This window comes from Gilliamella sp. wkB171 (assembly GCF_001693755.1).
Classification (GTDB): domain Bacteria; phylum Pseudomonadota; class Gammaproteobacteria; order Enterobacterales; family Orbaceae; genus Gilliamella; species Gilliamella apicola_F.
Window position 1 is genome coordinate 1 of record NZ_LYST01000031.1, and the last position, 20945, is coordinate 20945.

Below are 20945 nucleotides of genomic sequence, written 5' to 3' on the forward strand. Positions count from 1 at the left end.
TTTTATAGCTTTTATTTTGATTTTTTTATATTTAAATGCAGATAATTTTTGAAAAAAATTGATTGAAAAGATAAAAGTTAAAACAACTATTAAGAATTATTACAAAATATTATACAATACCCCGATATTTCTAAAAGCGTATCAAATGAGAGAATCATAATGAGCTGGATTGAGAAAATTCTAAGTAAAAATAATATATCGTCAGATCATAAAAAAGCGAATATTCCTGGTGGTGTTTGGACCAAATGTAGTAACTGTGAGCAAATTATTTATCAAGCTGAATTGGATCGTAACTTAGAGGTTTGTCCTAAATGTGATCATCATATGCATATTCCTGCACGTGTAAGATTATATCGGTTTTTAGATGAAGGTTCTGATGTTGAAATTGGATCTGAATTAGCGCCTAAAGATATTCTAAAATTTAAAGATACTAAAAAGTATAAAGATCGCTTATTAGCGGCTCAAAAAGAAACGCACGAAAAAGAAGCTATGGTTGTAATGAAAGGCACTTTATTAGGGATCCCTGTTGTGGTAGCTTGTTTTGAATTTGCTTTTATTGGTGGGTCAATGTCTTCTGTTGTGGGTGCTTTATTTACACGTGCAGCAGAACAGGCGATTGCTGATAAATGTCCATTAATTTGTTTTTCAACTAGTGGTGGTGCTCGCATGCAAGAAGCACTTTTTTCACTCATGCAAATGGCAAAAACAAGTGCAATTTTAGCTAAAATGCAAGATGAAGGTTTACCTTATATTTCGGTGATGACCGATCCTACTATGGGCGGCGTATCAGCGAGTTTAGCTATGCTAGGTGATATTAATATTGCTGAACCTAAGGCATTAATTGGCTTTGCTGGTCCAAGGGTCATTCAGCAAACTGTACGTGAAACCTTACCTGAAGGTTTTCAGCGTAGCGAATTTTTACTTGAAAAAGGTGCATTAGATATGATCATTCATCGTAAAGATATGCGTTCTAAAATTGCCAGTTTATTAGCTAAATTAATGAAATTACCAAGCCCTTTTTATGATGTCACCAATAACGAGACAAATTAAGTGAGCATTCAAAATAAGAAACCTAATGCTAAGTCTGATTTACAATCATGGCTTAGTTATTTAGAGCAACTACACCCTTTGGCCATTGATTTGGGGTTAGATCGTGTTAGAGCCGTTGCTCAAAGGCTTAACTTATTACAACCAGCTCCTTATGTATTTACTGTTGCAGGAACAAATGGTAAAGGCACAACGTGTAAAACACTTGAAATGATATTGCTTGCAGCAAATATGCAAGTAGGCGTGTATAGTTCCCCTCACCTTTTACGTTTTACTGAACGCGTACGAATCAATAATCAAGAATCGACCGAGCAAGAAACAATAAATGCATTTATTGAAATTGAAAATGCTCGAGGTGATATTTCACTGACTTATTTTGAATATGCAACACTTGCGGCTTTATATCAATTTAAGCGAGCCAATTTAGATGTTGTTATTTTAGAAGTCGGGTTAGGTGGGCGTTTTGATGCGACTAATATTGTTGATGCTGATGTGGCTATTATTACTTCGATAGCTATAGATCATGTCGATTATTTAGGTAATACTCGTGAAAGCATTGGTCGAGAAAAAGCAGGTATATTTAAGTCTAAAAGTATTGCTATTGTTGGGGAGCCAGACATTCCTCAATCAATTTTTGATGTTGCAAATGCTGTCCATTGTCCTTTATATGCGGTAAATCAAAATTGGTCTTATCAGCAAACAGATAAAAGTGTTTGGGAATTTTGTTCTGACAAATGTCAATATCCATCTTTAGTGACTCCTCATGTGCCGTTAGCAAATGCAGCCACTGCTATTGCTGCGTTAAATTATTCATCAATTAAGATTTCTCAGCAACAAATAAATGAAGGATTAGGTAAAGCAAGCCTAACGGGACGATTTCAAATCGTAAAAACTAACCCACTTGTTATTTTAGACGTTGCACATAACCCTCATGCTGCGCATTATTTAGCTAATCAGTTAAATTCTTTAAAAGCCGAAAATAAGCATATTGGTCGAGTCATGTTTGTAATTGGTATGCTGAAAGATAAGGATATCAAAGGTACTTTGTCGTTATTAAATGGGGATGCTTGGTATTGTGCATCACTTTATGGCGATCGAGGGTGTAGCTGTGATGTATTAAAACAATATTTAGTAGAGAATAATGCCCATAATGTTTTAACATTTGATCATGTTTGTGATGCTTACCGGGCAGCACTTCAAGATGCTCAAAAAAATGATATTATTGTGGTGTGTGGATCTTTTCATACTGTATCTGCAGTCTTAGCTGAAATTGATGATTAATTTTATGGAAAATAAAAAAAATAATAACAGCACTCCAAATAGGATCCGAAATCGATGGGTCGGTTTTGCCACTTTATTGTTAATTTTAGCAGCAGTTGCTCCATCGATTTTAACCGATAAATCCAATTTACCCACTTCTTCAACGCCTATTTTACAACCAGAAATTGTTAACCAGCAAAATCAAGTTATTACATCACCAACTGAATCTGGAAACCACCTTGATAATTCAAATAATGAGGTTGTTGATATTCCTTATATTCCGGAAGATGACCAAAATTCAAATACGTTATCTTCAAATAATATTTCAACAAGTGATGATAGTGTTTCATCAGTAAATAATAAGCCAGTAGTATCAAGTCAAGAAACTAAACCTTACATGATTCAACTTACTGCGTTAAAAAATAGACAAAAAATAGAAGAGCTTGTAGCTTTATTACGATTGAATAACTATAACGTTAGGCTAATTCCCAAAAATCCTGAACCTAATCAGCTTATTAAATTGCAGGTTGGGCCTTACGCTAAAAGAGAACAAGCAGAACAAGTTATTGTTGATCTAGATACTTTGACAAAACTTAAAGGTATTATAGTGGCGAACTAAATACAGTAACTATAATAAAATAAATTCTTAATATAAGATTGTGAGTGATTATGATGATGAATTGGGTTGATTTTACGATTATTGGGGTCATTGTTTTTTCTGCATTAATTAGCATTGTTCGAGGTTTTGTTCGAGAAGCTTTATCCCTTATCAGTTGGATACTTGCTTTTTTTATTGCTAGCCGATTTTATTCTCATATTACTCAGTATTTGACTTATTTTGATAGTGATGTGGTTAAAATTGCGGTTGCTATTGCTATTTTGTTTATTGCTACATTATTGGTTTGTACTATAGTGTCTTATATTATTGGTCAGTTGGTTCAAAAAACTGGGTTATCAGGTACAGACCGCGTTTTAGGGATTTGTTTTGGTGTGTTACGTGGTATTTTAGTCGTTGCTGCAGTACTTTTCTTTATTGATACTTTTACTCCTTTATCACAATCTCAATATTGGACTCAGTCTCAGCTTATTCCACATTTCCATTTTATTATTCGTTGGTTTTTTGATTATATCCAAAATTCGTCTTCTTTTTTAGCGCATTAGATTTGAGGTGATAGTTATATGTGTGGTGTTGTTGGTATCGTAGGATGTAGTACAGTTAATCAATCAATTTATGATGCTCTAACGGTGTTACAACATCGAGGGCAAGATGCGGCCGGAATTGTTACTATTGATGAGCAAAATCGCTTTCGTTTACGTAAAGCTAATGGTTTGGTTAAAGATGTTTTTCAAGAACATCATATGCAACGGCTTCAAGGTAAACTGGGTATAGGGCATATTCGTTATCCAACAGCAGGTAGTTCTAGCCCATCCGAAGCTCAACCTTTTTATGTTAATTCACCTTACGGTATTGCGCTTGCACACAATGGTAATTTGACTAATACCGACCAATTGCGAGATAAAGTATTTGAACTTGCTCGCCGCCATATCAATACTAACTCAGATTCAGAAGTCCTTTTAAATATTTTAGCTAATGAACTGGATAAATTTCCAACTTACCCGTTAACGGCTGATAATATCTTTCAGGCTGTTCATCAAGTACATAATATTATTCAGGGTGCTTACGCTTGTGTTGCTATGATTATTGGGCATGGGCTTGTTGCATTTCGTGATCCATATGGTATTCGTCCTTTAGTGATAGGAAAACGCGTACTTGATAATGGTAAAACTGAATATATGGTTGCGTCAGAAAGCGTTGCATTAGATATTCTTGATTTTGAATTAATGCGTGATGTTGAACCCGGGGAAGCTATTTATATCACTCAAGATGGTCAATTATATGCGCAACAATGTGCAGATAATCCTCAATACTACCCATGTATTTTTGAATATGTCTATTTTGCCCGACCAGATTCGCTAATGAATGGGGTATCTGTTTATCAATCTCGTATTTTAATGGGGCAAAAGTTAGGTCAAAAAATAGCGAGGGAATGGAAAGATATCGATATTGATGTTGTTATTCCAATTCCTGAAACTTCTTGTGATGCAGCACTCGAAATTGCACGTATCTTAAATAAACCTTATCGACAAGGATTTGTTAAAAATCGTTATATTGGCCGTACATTTATTATGCCAGGACAAAGTGCACGTAAGCTTTCAGTGAGAAGAAAGCTTAATGCTAATCGTATAGAATTCGAAGGAAAAAATGTTCTTCTGGTTGATGATTCAATTGTACGAGGCACTACTTCAGAGAAGATTCTTGAAATGGTACGCTCTTGTGGTGCTAAAAAAGTGTATTTGGCTTCGGCGGCGCCAGAAATAAGGCACCCTAATGTTTATGGCATCGATATGCCCGTTGCCAGAGAGCTTATTGCTTATAATCGTAACGTTGAGCAAATCGCTAAAGATATTGGTGCAGATAAACTTATTTTCCAAAACCTTGATGATTTAATTGCTGCAATACGAGAATTAAATCCTAACATTACTCATTTTGAATGTTCGGTCTTTGATGGCAAGTATATTACTCAAGGTATAAATGATACTTATTTGTCACTTTTAGAAAAAAAACGCAACGATGATAAAAAAGTGTTTTGCCAAAAAGAATCCGAAAATTTAGAAATTTATAATGAAGATCAATCGTATAATTGATTAGTTGAAGATATCTAAAAACAGATAAATTTTTGTTAATTTGTCTGTTTTTTTATTTATTTTCTATTTTTCCCTCTCGATATCTTTTCAATAACAAAAAAGTCATAAAAATAATATCATTATATATCAATTAATTATAACTTAATGTAAAAAAGCCTTTTAATAATTAAATCATATTAATCATTTGAAAAAAAACAATATTTGATATATTTACAAAAAAAAATCAAAAAAAAATAATAAAATCATTTTGATAAATGACAGTTTTGTAATATGATCCTAGCCAATAAGAGGTTTTGTAAAAAAATCCACAATTTTTAAATAAATTTAAGTATAGAAAAACAATAAATTTGAACCATAAGTGTACAAGGTTTGATGACAACTATGCTTATTGAGAATAAAAAAACTTGTTACTTTGTAGCAATGTTGCCGGTGAAATATAAGGAATAATTAAGATGAGAAACAATCTTAATTTAAAAGTTATCTCTGCGCTAATTGTTATAGCTCTAGGTTGTCAAACAACATGGGCTGCGGACAGTAACGTTTCTAGTCCAGTAACTGCTGTTGATAGCAATAAGATAATTGAATTAAAAGATGGTACTAAAGTTCGTGAAATGGTGAATAACCAACAACGTAGCTTATATCAAATTGCTTTGCTAAGTAGTATATCTATTGCTGAATTAAGAGCAATGAATGCTGGTCGTTATGATAAAAAAGATGTGGTTGAGATTGGGGAACGATTGGTTCTTCCTGAAAATTCGCCATTATTACCAGCGATAAAGAAAGTAGATCCTGATAGCCAAAATAAATATGCGAATTTGCCTAAATTAGGATCTGATGACACATATGATCCTAAAGTGGATAAAAGTGCTTTAGCCAGCCAAGTTGCATCAACAATTCAAACTTTAGCGAGTCAAGATTGGAAACAGATAACCTCTCCAGATAATGGCGGTTTGTCAGGTCATATAAAGAGTAGAGCTAAAGATTATGCTGAGGATTATGTCCGCAGTGGTGTTAGAAACCAAGTTGTTGATCCAATCAAAAGTGCAGCACAAGACTTTTTAGGTCGTTTTGGTACTGCGCAATTGCAATTCGATTTAAGTGATAAAGGTACGTTTAATAACGTCAATCTTAAATTGTTTAGCCCTTGGTTAGATACAGAAGATACATTGATATTTACTCAACTTTCTTTTCAAGAATATGAACATAATCGGCGTATTGGTAACTTTGGTATAGGTCAACGTTGGGATGTAGCAGATAAAAAGTGGTTATTGGGTTATAACGTATTTTTCGACCATGATTTTCAACGATCTCATAACCGTTTAGGGGTAGGTGCTGAAGCTTGGACCGATTACATGAAGTTTGCTGTTAACTATTATCATCCATTATCAGATTGGAAAGACTCCAAAGACTTTGATGATTATTTAGAACGAGCAGCTAGAGGATTTGATATCCGTTTCCAAGGCTATTTACCTCAATATCCACATCTTGGTGGTTCTTTAATGTATGAACAATACTATGGTGATAAAGTCGCATTGTTTGGCAAAGATAATTTGCAAAAAGACCCAAGAGCAATCACGGCTAGTATTGATTATACGCCAGTTCCGCTTTTTACGATCAAAGCTGAACATAAGCGTGGACAAGATAATAAAAAGGCAACTAAAGCTGAATTGACGATGAACTATCGTATTGGTACACCTTTAAAAGATCAACTTGATCCTGATATGGTTCAGGCTGCTCGTTCAGTTAAAGGTAGCCGTTATGATCTTGTCGATCGTAATAACTATATTGTGCTTGAATATAAAGATAAAAAAATGAGTGTCGATCTAGGACTTGAAGCACTTCAGTTACTTGAAGGTGAGTCTTACGGCGTTACTATTGGTGTACATAATGCTAAAGGTTTAAATAGCCTTTCATGGTCTGGTGACATGATGGAAATTGATGCTGGAGGCGGATTTTTATGCTCTACTGTTGGAATATGTACAGCTTCTAGTTGGATGACGCCTCCTGCTGATACAAATAATTGGAAGATTGTCGCGCCGAATTATGTTGATGCAAACGGTCAGCGTCACCCAATCAGTACTAATGGTAAATATACTTTATCTGTTACAGTGACTGATGGTAAAGGTAAATCGGCGACATCTAACTCTGTTACTTTCGAAGTTTTGCCTAATCCATCAATGCGCAAAATTGGAGTTTGGGCTGTAGATAAAGGTGGGAATAAAACTGCTTTAGCAATGAATCCAGCAGATGGGCAAAGTGCAATAACCGTATTAGCAACGTTAGTTAAACCAAAGGTTATTAATGGTTCAATTACCTCTGCACAAGATGTAATAGGTTTTAGTGATGATGATTTAATGAATCGTATTCCAGAAACTTTTGATGCAGTATTAAAAGGCTGGACAGCGACTAGTAATGGTAAGAAAATTAGTTTAATTAATGGTGTTTCTGGTAATGTTAGCTCTTGTCCGACACAAGAACCTTGTATTATTGTTAAAGGTTTTGAAAAAGTAAAAATGGGACAAAAAGCTTCTTCCAAGTCAGCAACAGCAGCAGGTACAGAGGTCATAGGTGATAGTTATCTTTTAGATGTTGCTTCTAACATTGAAGGTGTTGTTGAGTTTTCTATCACAATTGATCAGTTTGGGACATCGTTTAATAAAGCGACCGTAGATTTCTCCGGCGGTAAAGCAGGAATAGTAAAAGTTTATCGTAGTGATGGTGTATTAGTAGCAAGAAGCGAAGGTCATCTTCTTCAATTTGACCCAAGCGGCCCAAATGAGTGGAAAGTTGATTCTGAATATTATGTAAAAGCTTATCCTATGGGTTACGAAGATGAAGCACATGAAATTAAAAATCCATTTATAATTTGGTCATTAGTGGGTTCAAATGAGCTTGCATGTCCTGGTAGTAAGGCAACAAGTGCATTACCAGATTTTGTGAAGAACCCTAATGGACCTTGGTTTAATGTCGCTATGGGTGTTGATGCTCATTACACATTAAGAAGTTTAAGAACACAAAGTTATGCGTCTTCAGGGAAGAGTATTGAAAAGAGTGAAGGAGCGCCGACTTATTTGAATTTAGCAACACTTAATGCATCGCCACTAGCTTGTGCTGGGGATCAAGGATTTAAATTGCAAGTCGTTGTTAATTAATAATAGATTTTAGGTTGTCGAAGTTAATCGACAGCCTATTACTGGGAACACCAACCAAAGTGGTGTATTTATATAAATACAACATGTTAATTTAGAAATAAAATAGGAAGTTAAACATGAAAAATTTAACGTTAAAAAAAGTTGCATTCGGCTTATTATTAGCTGGTTATGCTTCAAGTAGTGCATTTGCTGCTGTACTAACAGCAGAGACATCAGCGCCAATTCATGGTAATGCGCCAATACTTTCAAAGACAAGTGCGGATGTAGACCATACTGTGTCCTTAACAATTACAACTGATGCCGCAGGTCAAACACCAATTGCAGATACAGATCAAGTTAAAGTTGGTCAGTATTTTAAAATTTCATATAATTTGAAAGATAAAGATGGTGATGTTGATAATAAAAACATTGAACAAACAGTTACTTTTTTCGTAAGACAAAAAGATGCTGCTGGTAATTTTGGTGATTGGAAAAAAATCAATACACTTGAAGGTTTAACATCAACAGCAACAACAAATGTAAATGGTGTGTCTCAAGGTACAATTATATTCAAGATCAATAGTGAATTTAGTGGTGCTGATGAAATTGGTTTCACCTTACAAGAACAGACAGAATTTGGTTTACCAAATACGAATAAATGGTTGAACGTATCTGATATCTGGTCAAAAGTGCCACCTGAAGTTGATGACAATAAGCCAACAAAACCTTCAGAGGAAAAACATGGTCCTGGTGATACCCCTCCTAGTAAAGGTCCTATCATCGATGATGGCTATAGAGTTGGTATTTTCAAATATGATACTGATGGTAATTTAGATTTAACTGTTAACTATACAGTTAAACCTGCGACAGGTGATGCTCCAACACCTAAATATTATGAAAAATATGGTGCTGTAGTATGGGACGACGCAAACAAGAACAATCTTCCTGATGCAGGCGAGTTAGTGAAAACATCTTCATATACATACACTTGGACGCTATCTAATGATCCAGCAGCAACAGCTGATTATCAGGATGCTGTAACCACTGAAGCTTTAACCGGAACCTCAACTACAACAGGTACGAATGATACAATCTATTTAGGTAGTTCAGACGGTGCCAAGAATAATAATGAGCTTTATAACACTAAATACAAAGCTGGTGCGCAAGGTTACTTGTTGAAAGTTGCAACAGACAGATAATATTATTCGTATTGAATTAATATAGTTCTGTTTTTTAATAGATTAAAAACCACTCTTATGAGTGGTTTTTTTATTAGTTTTTTGTAAGTTACTATCTTTATAGCATGCTATTTCTATTATAGAATAAATATCACAATCACTTATTTGATAATATTATGATCATTCCATGGCAAGAACTAGATTCAAATACGCTGAATAATTTAATTGAATATTTTGTGTTACGTGAAGGTACGGATTACGGTTTGCAAGAAATATCACTTATTGAAAAAGTAGATAATGTTAAATCTCAATTGATTGCGGGAAAAGCGGCAATTTTTTGGTCTGAACTGCACCAAACGATCGACATCAAGCTTGTTAAATAATCACTAAATTCCTTATAGCTTAGTATATAATTTATCGCTCAACTTTGTTATAGTGTGTAAATTGGAAATTGGATTGAGAGGAAGGAATAATGATTGGTAAACAGCACACGGATACAACATTAGAATGGTTTTTATCGCATTGTCATATTCATAAGTATCCCGCCAAAAGCACTCTCATTCATCAAGGCGAAAAAGCAGAAACTCTCTATTACATTGTAAAAGGCTCTGTTGCGGTATTAATTAAAGATGATGAAGGCAATGAGATGATATTATCTTATTTGAATCAAAATCAATTTTTGGGCGAATTAGGTTTGTTTGAAGAAGGTACAGAACGAAGTGCTTGGGTTAAAGCTAAAACAAGTTGTGAAGTGGCCGAAATTTCTTACAAAAAATTTAAGCAACTTGTTCAAGTCAATCCTGATATTTTAATGCGACTTGCAAGTCAAATGGCAAGCCGTTTACAAGTAACATCAGAAAAAGTGAGTAATTTAGCCTTTTTAGATGTTGCTGGTCGCATTGCTCAAACGCTATTAAATCTAGCCAAACAACCCGATGCAATGACTCATCCCGATGGTATGCAAATTAAAATTACCCGTCAAGAAATAGGTCAAATTGTTGGCTGTTCACGTGAAACTGTAGGTCGAATTTTAAAAATGCTAGAAGATCAACATTTAATATCGGCACATGGTAAAACCATTGTGGTTTATGGAACCCGTTAATTGATGATGGCTATATTTGATCAAAAAATTTATAAAAAGCTATATATGGATTGGCATACCTCATGATTCAACAAAGATCTATTCCCAATCATGTAGCAATTATTATGGACGGCAATGGTCGTTGGGCTCAGCAACGAGATCAATTACGTGCAGTTGGGCATAGGGCTGGTTTAAAAGCTGTTCGTAAAATTGTCAGTTATGCATCAACCTTAGGTGTTAAAGCTTTGACTTTATATGCATTTAGTAGTGAAAATTGGAAGCGTCCTCAAAATGAAGTTTCAGCATTACTTTCACTTTTTATTTACGCGTTAAATCGTGAAATGAAAAGCCTGCATAATAATAATGTAAAGTTAAATATTATTGGTGATATTTCGCAATTTAATGAACGATTGCAAACTATGATTATTAAAGCAGAACAACTAACAAAAAACAATTCTGGGTTAGTATTGAATATTGCAGCTAATTATGGTGGGCGATGGGATATTATTCAATCAACTAAAAAAATGGTTAAACGTGTTTTAGATGGTAAAATCACTTTAGATGATATTACCGAAACATACTTTGCTTCACAAATCAGTATGAACGAATTACCCGATGTCGATCTCGTTATTCGCACTGGCGGTGAGTATCGAATTAGTAATTTTTTGTTATGGCAAATAGCATATTCAGAATTTTATTTTACTGAAGTTTTATGGCCGGATTTTGATCAAACTTCATTTGATAAAGCAATTGATGTTTTTAATACCAGAGAACGACGTTTTGGTGGTATTCAAACAGAGGAACATTCATGTTAATTCAACGATTATTGGCTGCAATTGTGCTCATTCCACTGGTGCTAATTATACTTTTTTTTGCTCCATTATCCGTTTTTGTTGTTATTATGATGATAATTGGTGGTATAGCAGCATGGGAGTGGGCTCAATTCTTACACATTACTAACCAACAGAATAAATTGTTTTTCGCTCTTCTAATGGTAGTGATATTGGCTGTACTTTATTTTATCCCAATTTCAATTGAATTAAAATTAACACTCTATAGCGTAATATTATCATTATCCATTGTTTGGTGGTTAATTGCACTAATTTTGGTTATGACTTATCCCAAAACTGCACATTATTGGTTCAATTCTATTACATTAAAATTACTGTTTGCTTTTTTTACATTAGTGCCTTTTTTCCTTGGTATGGTGGGATTAAGGTCGGTCAATTATAGTTCAAATTGTTATACAGGAGCAACTTTGTTGTTATATGTATTTGTTCTTGTATGGGCTACTGATACAGGCGCATATTTTGCTGGACGAAGTTTTGGAAAAAGAAAATTGGCGCCAAAAGTATCACCCGGTAAAACAGTAGAAGGATTTATTGGTGGAGTAAGTCTGGCTGTAGTCATTAGCGTCCTTGCATATTTTTCGAATCTTATTAATATTAAATTTAATGTATTTTTTATTAGTTCATTATTGGCAATTTTGGTTTCAGTATTAGGTGATCTCACTGAAAGTATGTTTAAACGAGAAGCAGGTATAAAAGATAGTGGCAATCTGATACCTGGTCATGGTGGTCTTTTAGATCGAATAGATAGTTTAACAGCAGCAGTGCCTATTTTTACTGTATTATCTTTGCATTTACTATAAAAAGGTTATAGATTTTGCTTTGGTCACTGTTGTTATTTATCATTACTATCAGTATATTAGTGACTATACATGAATTCGGTCACTTTTTTATAGCTCGTTTATGTGGAGTTCGTGTTGAATGTTTTTCCATTGGATTTGGAAAAAAAATATGGTCGCATAAATTTTCAAGTGGAACTGAATTGGTTATTGCTATGATTCCTCTTGGTGGTTATGTTAGAATGCTAGATGGAAGATCGAAAGAATTAGCAACCATTGATAAAAGCTCGGCTTTTGATAATAAAAAACTATGGCAAAGAGCTGCAATCATATTTGCTGGTCCTATGGCTAATTTTGTTCTAGCGGCGGTAATTTATTGGGGTATTTTTTTACTTGGTGTGACAGTTTATCCTGTCAAAATTAAACAAACGATACCCAGCACGCCTGCATCGACAATAAATTTACCTGTCGATGCAGAGTTGAAAAAAGTAAATGATATTCAGATAGACAGTTGGAATGATGTAAATCTAGCTCTGATGTCGGTTATGGGGCAACATAATGTGTCTTTAACCTACTTAGTACCAACTAATAATAGTACAGACGAAATTAGAAAAACTGTCGATATTAGCCATTGGCGATTTGATGTAGAGAAAGAATCAGCAATTACAGCATTTGGTTTTATTCCTAAAGCATTGGAAATTTATCCAATTGTGAGTAAAATTGTGCCAGAATCTGCAGCTGAAAAAGCAGGATTACAAATTGGTGATAAAATTATCAGTTATAATAATAAACTTTATACTGATTGGGATGATTTTTCAGCTGAGATAAAAAAAGCAAATAAACTAACATTGAAGGTCGAACGGAAGAATCACGATGTTGAACTGCTTCTTACACCGACCATTCAAAAAAATGGAGAAGGTGTAGCGGGTTTATATCCTTCTTCAAACGCGGTAGTTAGGCAGTATGGTTTTTTTGAAGGATTAGGTAAAGGCATTGAGCAAACAGTATTAACAACAAAATTAACTGTAGGTTCACTTTATCAGCTAGTGACAGGTGTTATTGGGCTTAAGCATTTATCTGGACCAATAACGATAGCAAAAAGCGCAGGGCAAACAGCAAGTTATGGTTTCACGCCTTACTTATACTTTCTCGCTTTTATCAGTGTAAGTTTAGGGGTTATCAATCTTGTTCCATTACCAATGCTAGATGGCGGGCACCTTGTCTTATTATTATGTGAAAAGATTAGGGGAAAAGCTTTATCTAATATAACTCAGGAACGATTATTTCGTATAGGGTTTTTATTATTGATGGTAATAATGGGAATTGCACTATTTAATGATGTTTTACGATTGTGATGGGATGAGGTTATAAACATTTACAATGAAAATAAATAAATTACTTATAGCATCTTTGCTGTTTAGTACCACAGCGGTATACAGTTCCAACGCATTTTGTGTTGATGATTTTGTGGTAAAAGATATTAAATTCGAAGGATTACAACGGGTTACTCCGGGAGCTGCATTGCTTGAAATGCCTGTTCAAGTTGGTGATTATGTGAATGAAGCCGATCTTGGACGTATCATCAAATCACTTTATGCGAGTGGCAATTTTGATAACATTAGTGTTTCTCGTGATGGTGATCGATTAATTGTTCATGTTCAAGAACGGCCAACTATTGCAAGTATTACTTTTTCTGGTAATAAATCAGTTAAAGATGACATGTTAAAAAAGAATTTAGATAGTTCTGGAATTCGAGAAGGTGAAGCATTGGATCGTACAATGCTTTCAGGAATAGAAAAAGGGCTAGAAGATTTTTATTATAGTGTCGGTAAATATAACGCAAAAATCAAAGCTGTCGTTACACCATTATCTCGAAATCGTGTTGATCTGAAATTAGTTATTGCAGAAGGGAAATCTGCACTAATCGATCAAATCAATATTGTCGGTGCGAAAGCTTTTTCTTCTGAAGAGCTTATTGCCCGTTTTTCTTTGAGAGATGAAGTTCCTTGGTGGAATATGCTTGGTGATCGTAAATACCAAAAACAAAAATTAGCTAACGATCTAGATGAATTACAAAGTTTTTACCTCAATCGTGGTTATGCTCGATTTAATATTGAATCAACTCAAGTAAGTTTAACGCCAGATAAAAAAGGCATTTACGTCACCATTAATATTCATGAAGGTGAGCAGTACAAACTATCCGGTCTTGATTTTAAAGGTAATTTTGCTGGTCATAAAGATGCTATTGCTAAAATGGCAAAAGAAAACGTAACAATTGGTGAGCTGTATAACGGCAAAAAAATTACCGATGTTGAAGATAACATTAAACGTTTACTTGCTAATTTTGGTTATGCTTATCCCCGAGTGGCTATACAACCAGAAATGGATGATGCCAACCATCAGGTCAAATTAACTGTCATGGTTGATGTAGGCCAACGTTATTATGTTCGTAATATTAAAATCGTTGGTAACACTGTTACTAGTGAAAGTGTTGTTCGTCGTGAACTTCGCCAAATGGAAGGGGCTTGGTTAAGTAACGGTTTAGTTGAGCTAGGTAAAGATCGATTAAATCGACTTGGCTTTTTTGATACAGTCGAAGCAAACACTGAACGTGTTCCAGGCGTTGATGATCAAGTTGATATCATTTATAAAGTTAGTGAACGTAACACAGGTAGTATCAAATTTGGTGTTGGTATTGGCTCAGATAGTGGTATAAGTTTTAATGCCGGTATTTCACAAGATAACTGGTTAGGTACAGGTAACAGTGTATCATTTGATGTGAATACTACAGATACTGACAAAACTGCATCCATCTCAATTGTTGACCCGTATTTTACAGTGGATGGTGTCAGTTTAGGTGGAAGTATTTATTATAATACCTATAAAGCTGATGATGATAAAGATGAATCAGAATATTCGAGTAAAACATGGGGAGCCTCTGCTAATTTAGGTTTTCCAATTAGTGAGAATAATTTTGTTCGTTTTGGTACCGAATACGCAAATCATAAATTATCAGATATGAAAGCCCAATATGGTATGTGGCGATATTTTGATAAAATGGGCGAAAACACAAAAGATAAACACTCTATATCGTTTGATACCAATGACTTATTACTAAATGCATATTGGACTTATAATTCGTTAGATCGTGGCTTTTTCCCGACTGATGGTTTAAAAATAACCTCTAACGCTAAAATTTCTGTGCCAGTATTTGATAACCGTTTTTACAAGCTAGTTACTGACGCTTCTTATTATTTACCATTTGATTCTGAACATCATTGGGTCTTTTTAACTCGTGGCCGTTTAGGTTATGGTAATGGTCTCGGCGGTAAAGAATTACCATTTTATGAGAACTTCTATGCTGGTGGTTCAACAGTGCTTCGTGGTTTTAAATCAAATACTGTTGGCCCTAAGGCTGTATATTTCAATAACGGTAAAGGTTGTAGCGGTTTAGATGATACAAGTACATGTACAAGGTCTAAAGATGCGGTTGGTGGTAATGCTATTGCTTTTGCTAGTACTGAATTAATAGTGCCAACACCATTCATTGGTGAAAAATATGTAGATAATGTTCGTACCTCTGTATTTTTTGATGCTGGTACAGTATGGGATACCGAATGGGACTTTAAAGGACATGATATTCCGGATTATAGCTCTGCATCTGATATAAGAATGTCAGCAGGTTTAGCTGTGCAATGGATGTCCCCTTTAGGACCATTAGTCTTTTCTTATGCACAGCCGTTTAAAAAATATAATGGAGACTCGGCTCAACAATTCCAGTTTAATATAGGATCGACATGGTAATGTCATGTCAAAATTAATAAATAGACATAGGTGATAAAAGTGAAAAAAATTATTTCAGTTCTAGGTATAAGTGCTGCATTACTATTTACAGGTATGGCAAATGCAGAAGTAAAAATTGGTGTGGTTGATGTTATGTCAGTTTTACAAAAAATGCCACAACGAGAAACAGTAGGTAAAGCCTTGGATAAAGAATTTGAAGCAAGAGCTAAATCTCTGCAAGAAGAAGAAAAGAAAGCAGGAGATGCTGCTGCTCGTCTCAAGAAAGATGGTCTAACTTTATCTGCTTCTGAAAAAACTAAATTAAACAAAACAATTTCTGATTTTGAAAACAAAGCTAAAGCATTTTCAGCTGATTATCGCAAACGTGAAACAGAAGAAGCTGGCAAATTATTAACTAAAATTCAAGAAGCAGTTAAAGATATTGTTACTACTGAAAAGTACGATATTATTTTAAAAGCTGAAGCGACATTATCAGCATCAGATGCTGTAGATATCACAAATAAAGTGTTGGAAAAGGTTAGTAAATAATGTCAGCTTTTTGTTTAAAACAACTAGCTCAACAGCTTGATGCGAAGTTACATGGTGATGGTGAATTATCCATCACCGGTATTGCTTCAATGCAAAGTGCACAATTAGGGCAAATTACTTTTTTGTCTGATAAAAAATTGCAAAGTAACTTATTAGAATGTAAAGCTTCTGCTGTTGTGATGACAGAAGATAGTCTTGAATATTGGAAGGGGGCTGCTCTAATTGTCAAAAATCCCTATCTTGCTTATGCCAAATTAGCCCAGTTACTTGATACTACACCTGTACCTGCTGAAGGTATAGCAACGACTGCTGTAATAGATCCAACAGCTAAATTAGGTACTAATATTTCGATTGGAGCAAATGCTGTTATCGAAAGTGGTGTTGTACTTGGAAATAATTGTATTATTGGTCCAGGCTGTTTTATAGGAAAAAATACGACGATTGGCTCAGGGACAAAATTATGGGCTAATATCTCTGTATATCATAATTGTATAATTGGTGATAATTGTTTAATTCAATCCGGTACCGTCATTGGTGCAGATGGATTTGGATATGCTAATGATCGCGGTAAATGGATCAAAATTCCACAATTGGGCCGAGTTGTCATTGGTAACAATGTAGAAATTGGTGCTTCAACAACAATTGATCGTGGTGCACTCGATGATACAGTAATTGGTGATGGCGTGATTATCGATAACCAATGCCAAATTGCGCATAATGATGTAATCGGTGATCATACTGCGGTCGCTGGTGGCGTTATTATGGCGGGAAGTTTAACTATTGGTCGTCACTGTATGATTGGTGGAGCGAGCGTCATTAACGGGCATATGGAAATATGTGATCAAGTTACCGTAACAGGAATGGGAATGGTTATGCGACCTATTAAAGAACCTGGTGTTTACTCATCTGGGATCCCATTACAAGAAAATAAAGTATGGCGAAAAACCGCTTCATTGGTATTGCATATTGATGAAATGAATAAACGTTTGAAAGCGCTTGAGAAGAAACTATTAAATGTCTCGACGTAGGCGATTACGGTCGGTATAATGCTTGCCTATTTTATCAATTTTTTTAGCTCAATTATTAAGTTAAACTAATTTTGAGCAGATATTATTTAATAATTTTGAGGTATGAAGATGCAAGTTTCGGTAGAAACAACACAAGGTTTAGGTCGACGTTTATCAATTACAATTAAAGCAGAAGACATTAAAAAAGCGGTTGATAAAGAACTCATTAATACTGCAAAAAAAGTACGTATTGATGGCTTTCGTAAAGGAAAAGTACCTTTAAAAATTGTTGAGCAGCGTTATGGGGCGTCTATTTTACAAGATGCATTAAGTGATTTAATGCAACGAAATTTTGTTGATGCAATTATTCAAGAAAAAATTAATCCAGCTGGCGCACCAACTTATTCTCCTACTCAGTTTAAAGAAGGAGAAGATTATACCTATACAGTTGAATTCGAAGTTTATCCGGATGTAAAAATTAAAGATCTAGATAAAATTGAAGTTGAAAAACCTGTTGCTGAAGTAAATGATGCTGATATTGAGACAATGATCGAAACATTACGTAAACAACAAGGCACTTGGAAAGAGGTAGATCAATCTGCACAAGAACAAAATCGTGTTACTTTAGATTTTGTTGGTCAAGTTGATGGTACTGAATTTGAAGGTGGTAAAGCGGATAATTTTACTCTAGTTTTAGGTCAAGGTCGTATGATTCCTGGCTTTGAAGATGCAATTATTGGTCATAAAGCTGGTGATAAATTTGATATTAATGTCACTTTCCCTCAAGACTATCATGCTGAAAATTTAAAAGGTAAACCGGCTGTTTTTGCTGCAACATTAAACAAAGTTGAAGAGTTAGAATTGCCAGAATTAAATAAAGACGTTATCAAACGATTTGGTATTGCTGATGGTACTGTTGAAAGTTTACGTGCAGAAGTACGTAAAAACATGGTACGTGAGCTTAATGCAACTATTCGTAATAAAATAAAAGCGCAAGTCATTGATGGTTTAGTTAAGAATAATGAAATTGATGTTCCTAATGCGTTGATTGAACGCGAAATTGATGTATTACGCCAACAAGCAGTCTCTCGATTTGGTGGTAATGTGAAACAAGCAATGGAACTACCTAAAGAACTTTTTGAAGCAGAAGCGAAACGTCGCGTATCGGTGGGATTACTATTTGGTGAAATCATTGAAAGTAATAAACTTAAAGCTGATGAAACACGAGTAAAATCATTAATTGATGAAATTGCAACAGCTTATGAAGATCCAAAAGAAGTCATAGAATATTATCATAAAGATAAAAAGGCTATGGATAACCTTCGTTCTGTAGCGTTAGAAGATCAAGTTGTTGATTTATTATTAGCTAGCGCTAAAGTAACAGATAAAAATTACTCATTTTCTGAATTAATGAATCAGCAAGTAGCTTAGTTTTTATTATCTGTTTCATTTAATCAAAAAAGATCACTTTAGAGCCCAAATAAGGATTGTCTGTTTGGGCTATTTTGTTTAATTAGGAGATGAAAATGCCTTTAGAACCATATATGAGCGTTATTCCAATGGTTGTTGAACAAAGCTCGCGAGGAGAAAGAGCTTACGACATATACTCACGATTATTGAAAGAACGCGTTATATTTTTAACTGGTCAAGTTGAAGATAATATGGCGAATTTAATTATTGCTCAGATGTTATTTCTAGAAGCTGAAAATCCTGAAAAAGATATTTATTTATATATTAATTCACCAGGCGGTGTCGTCACAGCAGGCATGGCTATTTACGATACAATGCAGTTTATAAAACCAGATGTAAGCACTATTTGTTTGGGACAAGCATGTTCAATGGGGTCACTACTATTGACAGCTGGTACTAAAGGTAAACGTTATTGCTTACCTAATGCTCGGGTTATGATTCATCAACCATTAGGTGGTTTTCAAGGACAAGCTTCCGATATTCAAATTCATGCTCAGGAAATTTTACAGGTAAAAAGTCGATTAAATAGTATTTTAGCCAAGCATACCGGTCAAGATATCAGCGTGATAGAAAAAGATACCGATCGTGATAACTTCATGTCTGCCGAAAAAGCAGTTGAATATGGTTTAGTTGATGCCATATACAGTAAACGATCATAATAAATAATTTAGGTGGTAAAAGTGAATAAAGAAAGTTCTGAAAAATTACTCTATTGTACTTTTTGTGGGAAAAGTGAACATGAAGTTCGTAAATTAATTGCTGGTCCATCATCTATTTATATTTGTAACGAATGCATAGGATTATGTAATGATATCTTAAAAGAAGAAACTAAGAGCTTCCTTTCTCATGAAGAGTTTGTTAGTAAACCTTTACCGACTCCACATGAAATTCGAAAACATCTTGATGAATATGTGATTGGTCAAGATCGAGCAAAAAAGGTTTTATCGGTTGCTGTTTATAATCACTATAAGCGCTTACGTAGTCATGCTAGCCGTAATGATGTTGAATTAGGTAAAAGTAATATTCTATTAATCGGACCAACGGGTAGTGGTAAAACATTATTAGCTGAAACGTTAGCACGTTTTTTAGATGTTCCTTTTGCTATGGCTGATGCCACAACGTTAACTGAAGCTGGTTATGTCGGTGAAGATGTTGAAAATATCATTCAAAAGTTATTACAAAATTGTGACTATGATGTTGAAAAAGCTCAGCGAGGAATTATTTATGTCGATGAAATCGATAAGATTTCACGAAAATCTGATAATCCATCTATCACTCGAGATGTATCTGGTGAAGGCGTTCAACAAGCACTTTTAAAAATTATTGAAGGAACTATTGCTTCGGTTCCACCTAAAGGTGGGCGTAAACATCCCCAGCAGGAATTTTTACAAGTTGATACTTCTAAAATTTTATTCATTTGTGGTGGCGCATTTAGTGGTTTAGATAAAGTTATCGAAAATCGAGTTTCTACTAACACCGGCATAGGTTTTGGCGCTGATGTTAAAAGTACCAAAAATAAAGCAACTGAATCCGAATTATTGGCGCAAATCGAATCAGAAGATTTAGTCAAATTTGGTTTGATTCCAGAATTTATTGGACGATTACCAGTGATTGGGACATTGTCTGAACTGGATAAAGAGGCATTAATTAGTATATTGACTGAACCGAAAAATGCTTTAACAAAACAGTTTGAAACACTTTTTGATTTAGATGGTGTTGAACTTGAATTCACTCCAGAGGCATTAGCTGCTATTGCAACTAAAGCTTTAAAACGAAAAACTGGAGCACGTGGCTTGCGTTCAATTGTTGAAAATATTTTGTTAGATACTATGTATGACTTACCATCAAACAAAAATATTAAAAAAGTGATAGTTGAAAAAGAAACGGTTGAACAGTCGCAAACACCAAGTTTAGTATACCGAGATAATGTTGAGCTTTCAGCATAATTTTAGATATGCTTGTTAGTTTTTGACTCACAAGCATTAGTTCAAATAATTTAGGTATAATTACGTATAGATCGTATAGATATTGTCAAGATGTTTCAGGAATAGTATGTATTCAAATCATAAATTATAGACTTGAATATCTAAAAACGACCCCAATATC

At 34.5% G+C, this 20945-nt stretch carries 18 protein-coding genes; all 18 read left to right on the top strand.

Annotation, left to right across the window (positions count from 1 at the left end; all coding sequences use genetic code 11):
- Nucleotides 1–159: 159 nt before the first annotated feature.
- The 18 genes from accD to clpX all read left to right on the top strand — a co-directional run bounded on the left by accD (nt 160) and on the right by clpX (nt 20785).
- Nucleotides 160–1050 (top strand): acetyl-CoA carboxylase, carboxyltransferase subunit beta, encoded by an 891-nt coding sequence (gene accD / locus A9G03_RS02970; protein WP_065634214.1) that lies wholly within the window; start codon nt 160–162, stop codon nt 1048–1050.
- A gap of 6 nt (nt 1051–1056) precedes the next feature.
- Nucleotides 1057–2328, top strand: a complete 1272-nt coding sequence (folC, locus tag A9G03_RS02975; RefSeq protein ID WP_065634278.1) for a bifunctional tetrahydrofolate synthase/dihydrofolate synthase — start codon at nt 1057–1059, stop codon at nt 2326–2328.
- Nucleotides 2329–2332: 4 nt separating this feature from the next.
- Complete coding sequence (locus A9G03_RS02980) at nt 2333–2926, top strand: SPOR domain-containing protein (protein ID WP_176700961.1); 594 nt, start codon at nt 2333–2335, stop codon at nt 2924–2926.
- 56 nt (nt 2927–2982) lie between these two features.
- Nucleotides 2983–3468, top strand: a complete 486-nt coding sequence (locus tag A9G03_RS02985; RefSeq protein WP_065634277.1) for a CvpA family protein — start codon at nt 2983–2985, stop codon at nt 3466–3468.
- An 18-nt stretch (nt 3469–3486) separates the two neighbouring features.
- Nucleotides 3487–5013, top strand: coding sequence for an amidophosphoribosyltransferase (gene purF / locus A9G03_RS02990; RefSeq protein WP_065634212.1), 1527 nt, complete (start codon nt 3487–3489; stop codon nt 5011–5013).
- A 452-nt stretch (nt 5014–5465) separates the two neighbouring features.
- Nucleotides 5466–8165: an inverse autotransporter beta domain-containing protein gene (locus tag A9G03_RS02995; protein ID WP_065798373.1), complete on the top strand. Its 2700-nt coding sequence runs from the start codon at nt 5466–5468 to the stop codon at nt 8163–8165.
- 116 nt (nt 8166–8281) lie between these two features.
- Entirely contained in the window at nt 8282–9343 is a 1062-nt protein-coding gene (locus tag A9G03_RS03000; RefSeq protein ID WP_065798374.1) for a hypothetical protein, read from the top strand.
- A 155-nt stretch (nt 9344–9498) separates the two neighbouring features.
- Complete coding sequence (locus tag A9G03_RS03005; protein ID WP_065634209.1) at nt 9499–9705, top strand: YheU family protein; 207 nt, start codon at nt 9499–9501, stop codon at nt 9703–9705.
- Between the two features lie 89 nt (nt 9706–9794).
- Nucleotides 9795–10424 (top strand): cAMP-activated global transcriptional regulator CRP, encoded by a 630-nt coding sequence (crp, locus tag A9G03_RS03010; protein WP_416379580.1) that lies wholly within the window; start codon nt 9795–9797, stop codon nt 10422–10424.
- Nucleotides 10425–10486: 62 nt separating this feature from the next.
- Nucleotides 10487–11218: an isoprenyl transferase gene (locus A9G03_RS03015; protein WP_065634207.1), complete on the top strand. Its 732-nt coding sequence runs from the start codon at nt 10487–10489 to the stop codon at nt 11216–11218.
- Nucleotides 11212–12054, top strand: coding sequence for a phosphatidate cytidylyltransferase (locus A9G03_RS03020; protein WP_065798375.1), 843 nt, complete (start codon nt 11212–11214; stop codon nt 12052–12054). The genes A9G03_RS03015 and A9G03_RS03020 overlap by 7 nt, the downstream gene beginning before the upstream one ends.
- 14 nt (nt 12055–12068) lie before the next feature.
- Nucleotides 12069–13385, top strand: a complete 1317-nt coding sequence (rseP, locus tag A9G03_RS03025; RefSeq protein WP_179854734.1) for an RIP metalloprotease RseP — start codon at nt 12069–12071, stop codon at nt 13383–13385.
- 25 nt (nt 13386–13410) lie between these two features.
- The gene (gene bamA, locus A9G03_RS03030) at nt 13411–15834 is read left to right on the top strand and encodes an outer membrane protein assembly factor BamA (RefSeq protein ID WP_065798377.1); all 2424 of its coding nucleotides are present in this window, start codon (nt 13411–13413) and stop codon (nt 15832–15834) included.
- Nucleotides 15835–15873: 39 nt separating this feature from the next.
- Nucleotides 15874–16362, top strand: a complete 489-nt coding sequence (locus A9G03_RS03035) for an OmpH family outer membrane protein (RefSeq protein WP_065633954.1) — start codon at nt 15874–15876, stop codon at nt 16360–16362.
- Nucleotides 16362–17390, top strand: coding sequence for a UDP-3-O-(3-hydroxymyristoyl)glucosamine N-acyltransferase (gene lpxD / locus A9G03_RS03040; protein WP_065798378.1), 1029 nt, complete (start codon nt 16362–16364; stop codon nt 17388–17390). Before A9G03_RS03035 ends, lpxD begins: the two co-directional genes overlap by 1 nt.
- Before the next feature lie 108 nt (nt 17391–17498).
- The gene (tig, locus tag A9G03_RS03045; protein WP_065633952.1) at nt 17499–18800 is read left to right on the top strand and encodes a trigger factor; all 1302 of its coding nucleotides are present in this window, start codon (nt 17499–17501) and stop codon (nt 18798–18800) included.
- A gap of 95 nt (nt 18801–18895) precedes the next feature.
- On the top strand, nt 18896–19498 hold the full coding sequence (gene clpP, locus A9G03_RS03050) for an ATP-dependent Clp endopeptidase proteolytic subunit ClpP (protein WP_304364024.1): 603 nt from the start codon (nt 18896–18898) through the stop codon (nt 19496–19498).
- A 21-nt stretch (nt 19499–19519) separates the two neighbouring features.
- On the top strand, nt 19520–20785 hold the full coding sequence (clpX, locus tag A9G03_RS03055; RefSeq protein WP_218837070.1) for an ATP-dependent protease ATP-binding subunit ClpX: 1266 nt from the start codon (nt 19520–19522) through the stop codon (nt 20783–20785).
- The last annotated feature ends 160 nt before the right edge of the window (nt 20786–20945 follow it).

What these genes read in the sequence shown, in the direction of transcription:
- A9G03_RS03000 (WP_065798374.1), top strand. Translation starts at nt 8,282, where the DNA reads ATGAAAAATTTAACGTTAAAAAAAGTTGCATTCGGCTTATTATTAGCT.
- A9G03_RS02985 (WP_065634277.1), top strand. Translation starts at nt 2,983, where the DNA reads ATGAATTGGGTTGATTTTACGATTATTGGGGTCATTGTTTTTTCTGCA.
- tig (WP_065633952.1), top strand. Translation starts at nt 17,499, where the DNA reads ATGCAAGTTTCGGTAGAAACAACACAAGGTTTAGGTCGACGTTTATCA.
- A9G03_RS02980 (WP_176700961.1), top strand. Translation starts at nt 2,333, where the DNA reads ATGGAAAATAAAAAAAATAATAACAGCACTCCAAATAGGATCCGAAAT.
- clpP (WP_304364024.1), top strand. Translation starts at nt 18,896, where the DNA reads ATGCCTTTAGAACCATATATGAGCGTTATTCCAATGGTTGTTGAACAA.
- crp (WP_416379580.1), top strand. Translation starts at nt 9,795, where the DNA reads ATGATTGGTAAACAGCACACGGATACAACATTAGAATGGTTTTTATCG.
- A9G03_RS03020 (WP_065798375.1), top strand. Translation starts at nt 11,212, where the DNA reads ATGTTAATTCAACGATTATTGGCTGCAATTGTGCTCATTCCACTGGTG.
- A9G03_RS02995 (WP_065798373.1), top strand. Translation starts at nt 5,466, where the DNA reads ATGAGAAACAATCTTAATTTAAAAGTTATCTCTGCGCTAATTGTTATA.
- A9G03_RS03015 (WP_065634207.1), top strand. Translation starts at nt 10,487, where the DNA reads ATGATTCAACAAAGATCTATTCCCAATCATGTAGCAATTATTATGGAC.
- accD (WP_065634214.1), top strand. Translation starts at nt 160, where the DNA reads ATGAGCTGGATTGAGAAAATTCTAAGTAAAAATAATATATCGTCAGAT.
- A9G03_RS03005 (WP_065634209.1), top strand. Translation starts at nt 9,499, where the DNA reads ATGATCATTCCATGGCAAGAACTAGATTCAAATACGCTGAATAATTTA.
- purF (WP_065634212.1), top strand. Translation starts at nt 3,487, where the DNA reads ATGTGTGGTGTTGTTGGTATCGTAGGATGTAGTACAGTTAATCAATCA.
- lpxD (WP_065798378.1), top strand. Translation starts at nt 16,362, where the DNA reads ATGTCAGCTTTTTGTTTAAAACAACTAGCTCAACAGCTTGATGCGAAG.
- bamA (WP_065798377.1), top strand. Translation starts at nt 13,411, where the DNA reads ATGAAAATAAATAAATTACTTATAGCATCTTTGCTGTTTAGTACCACA.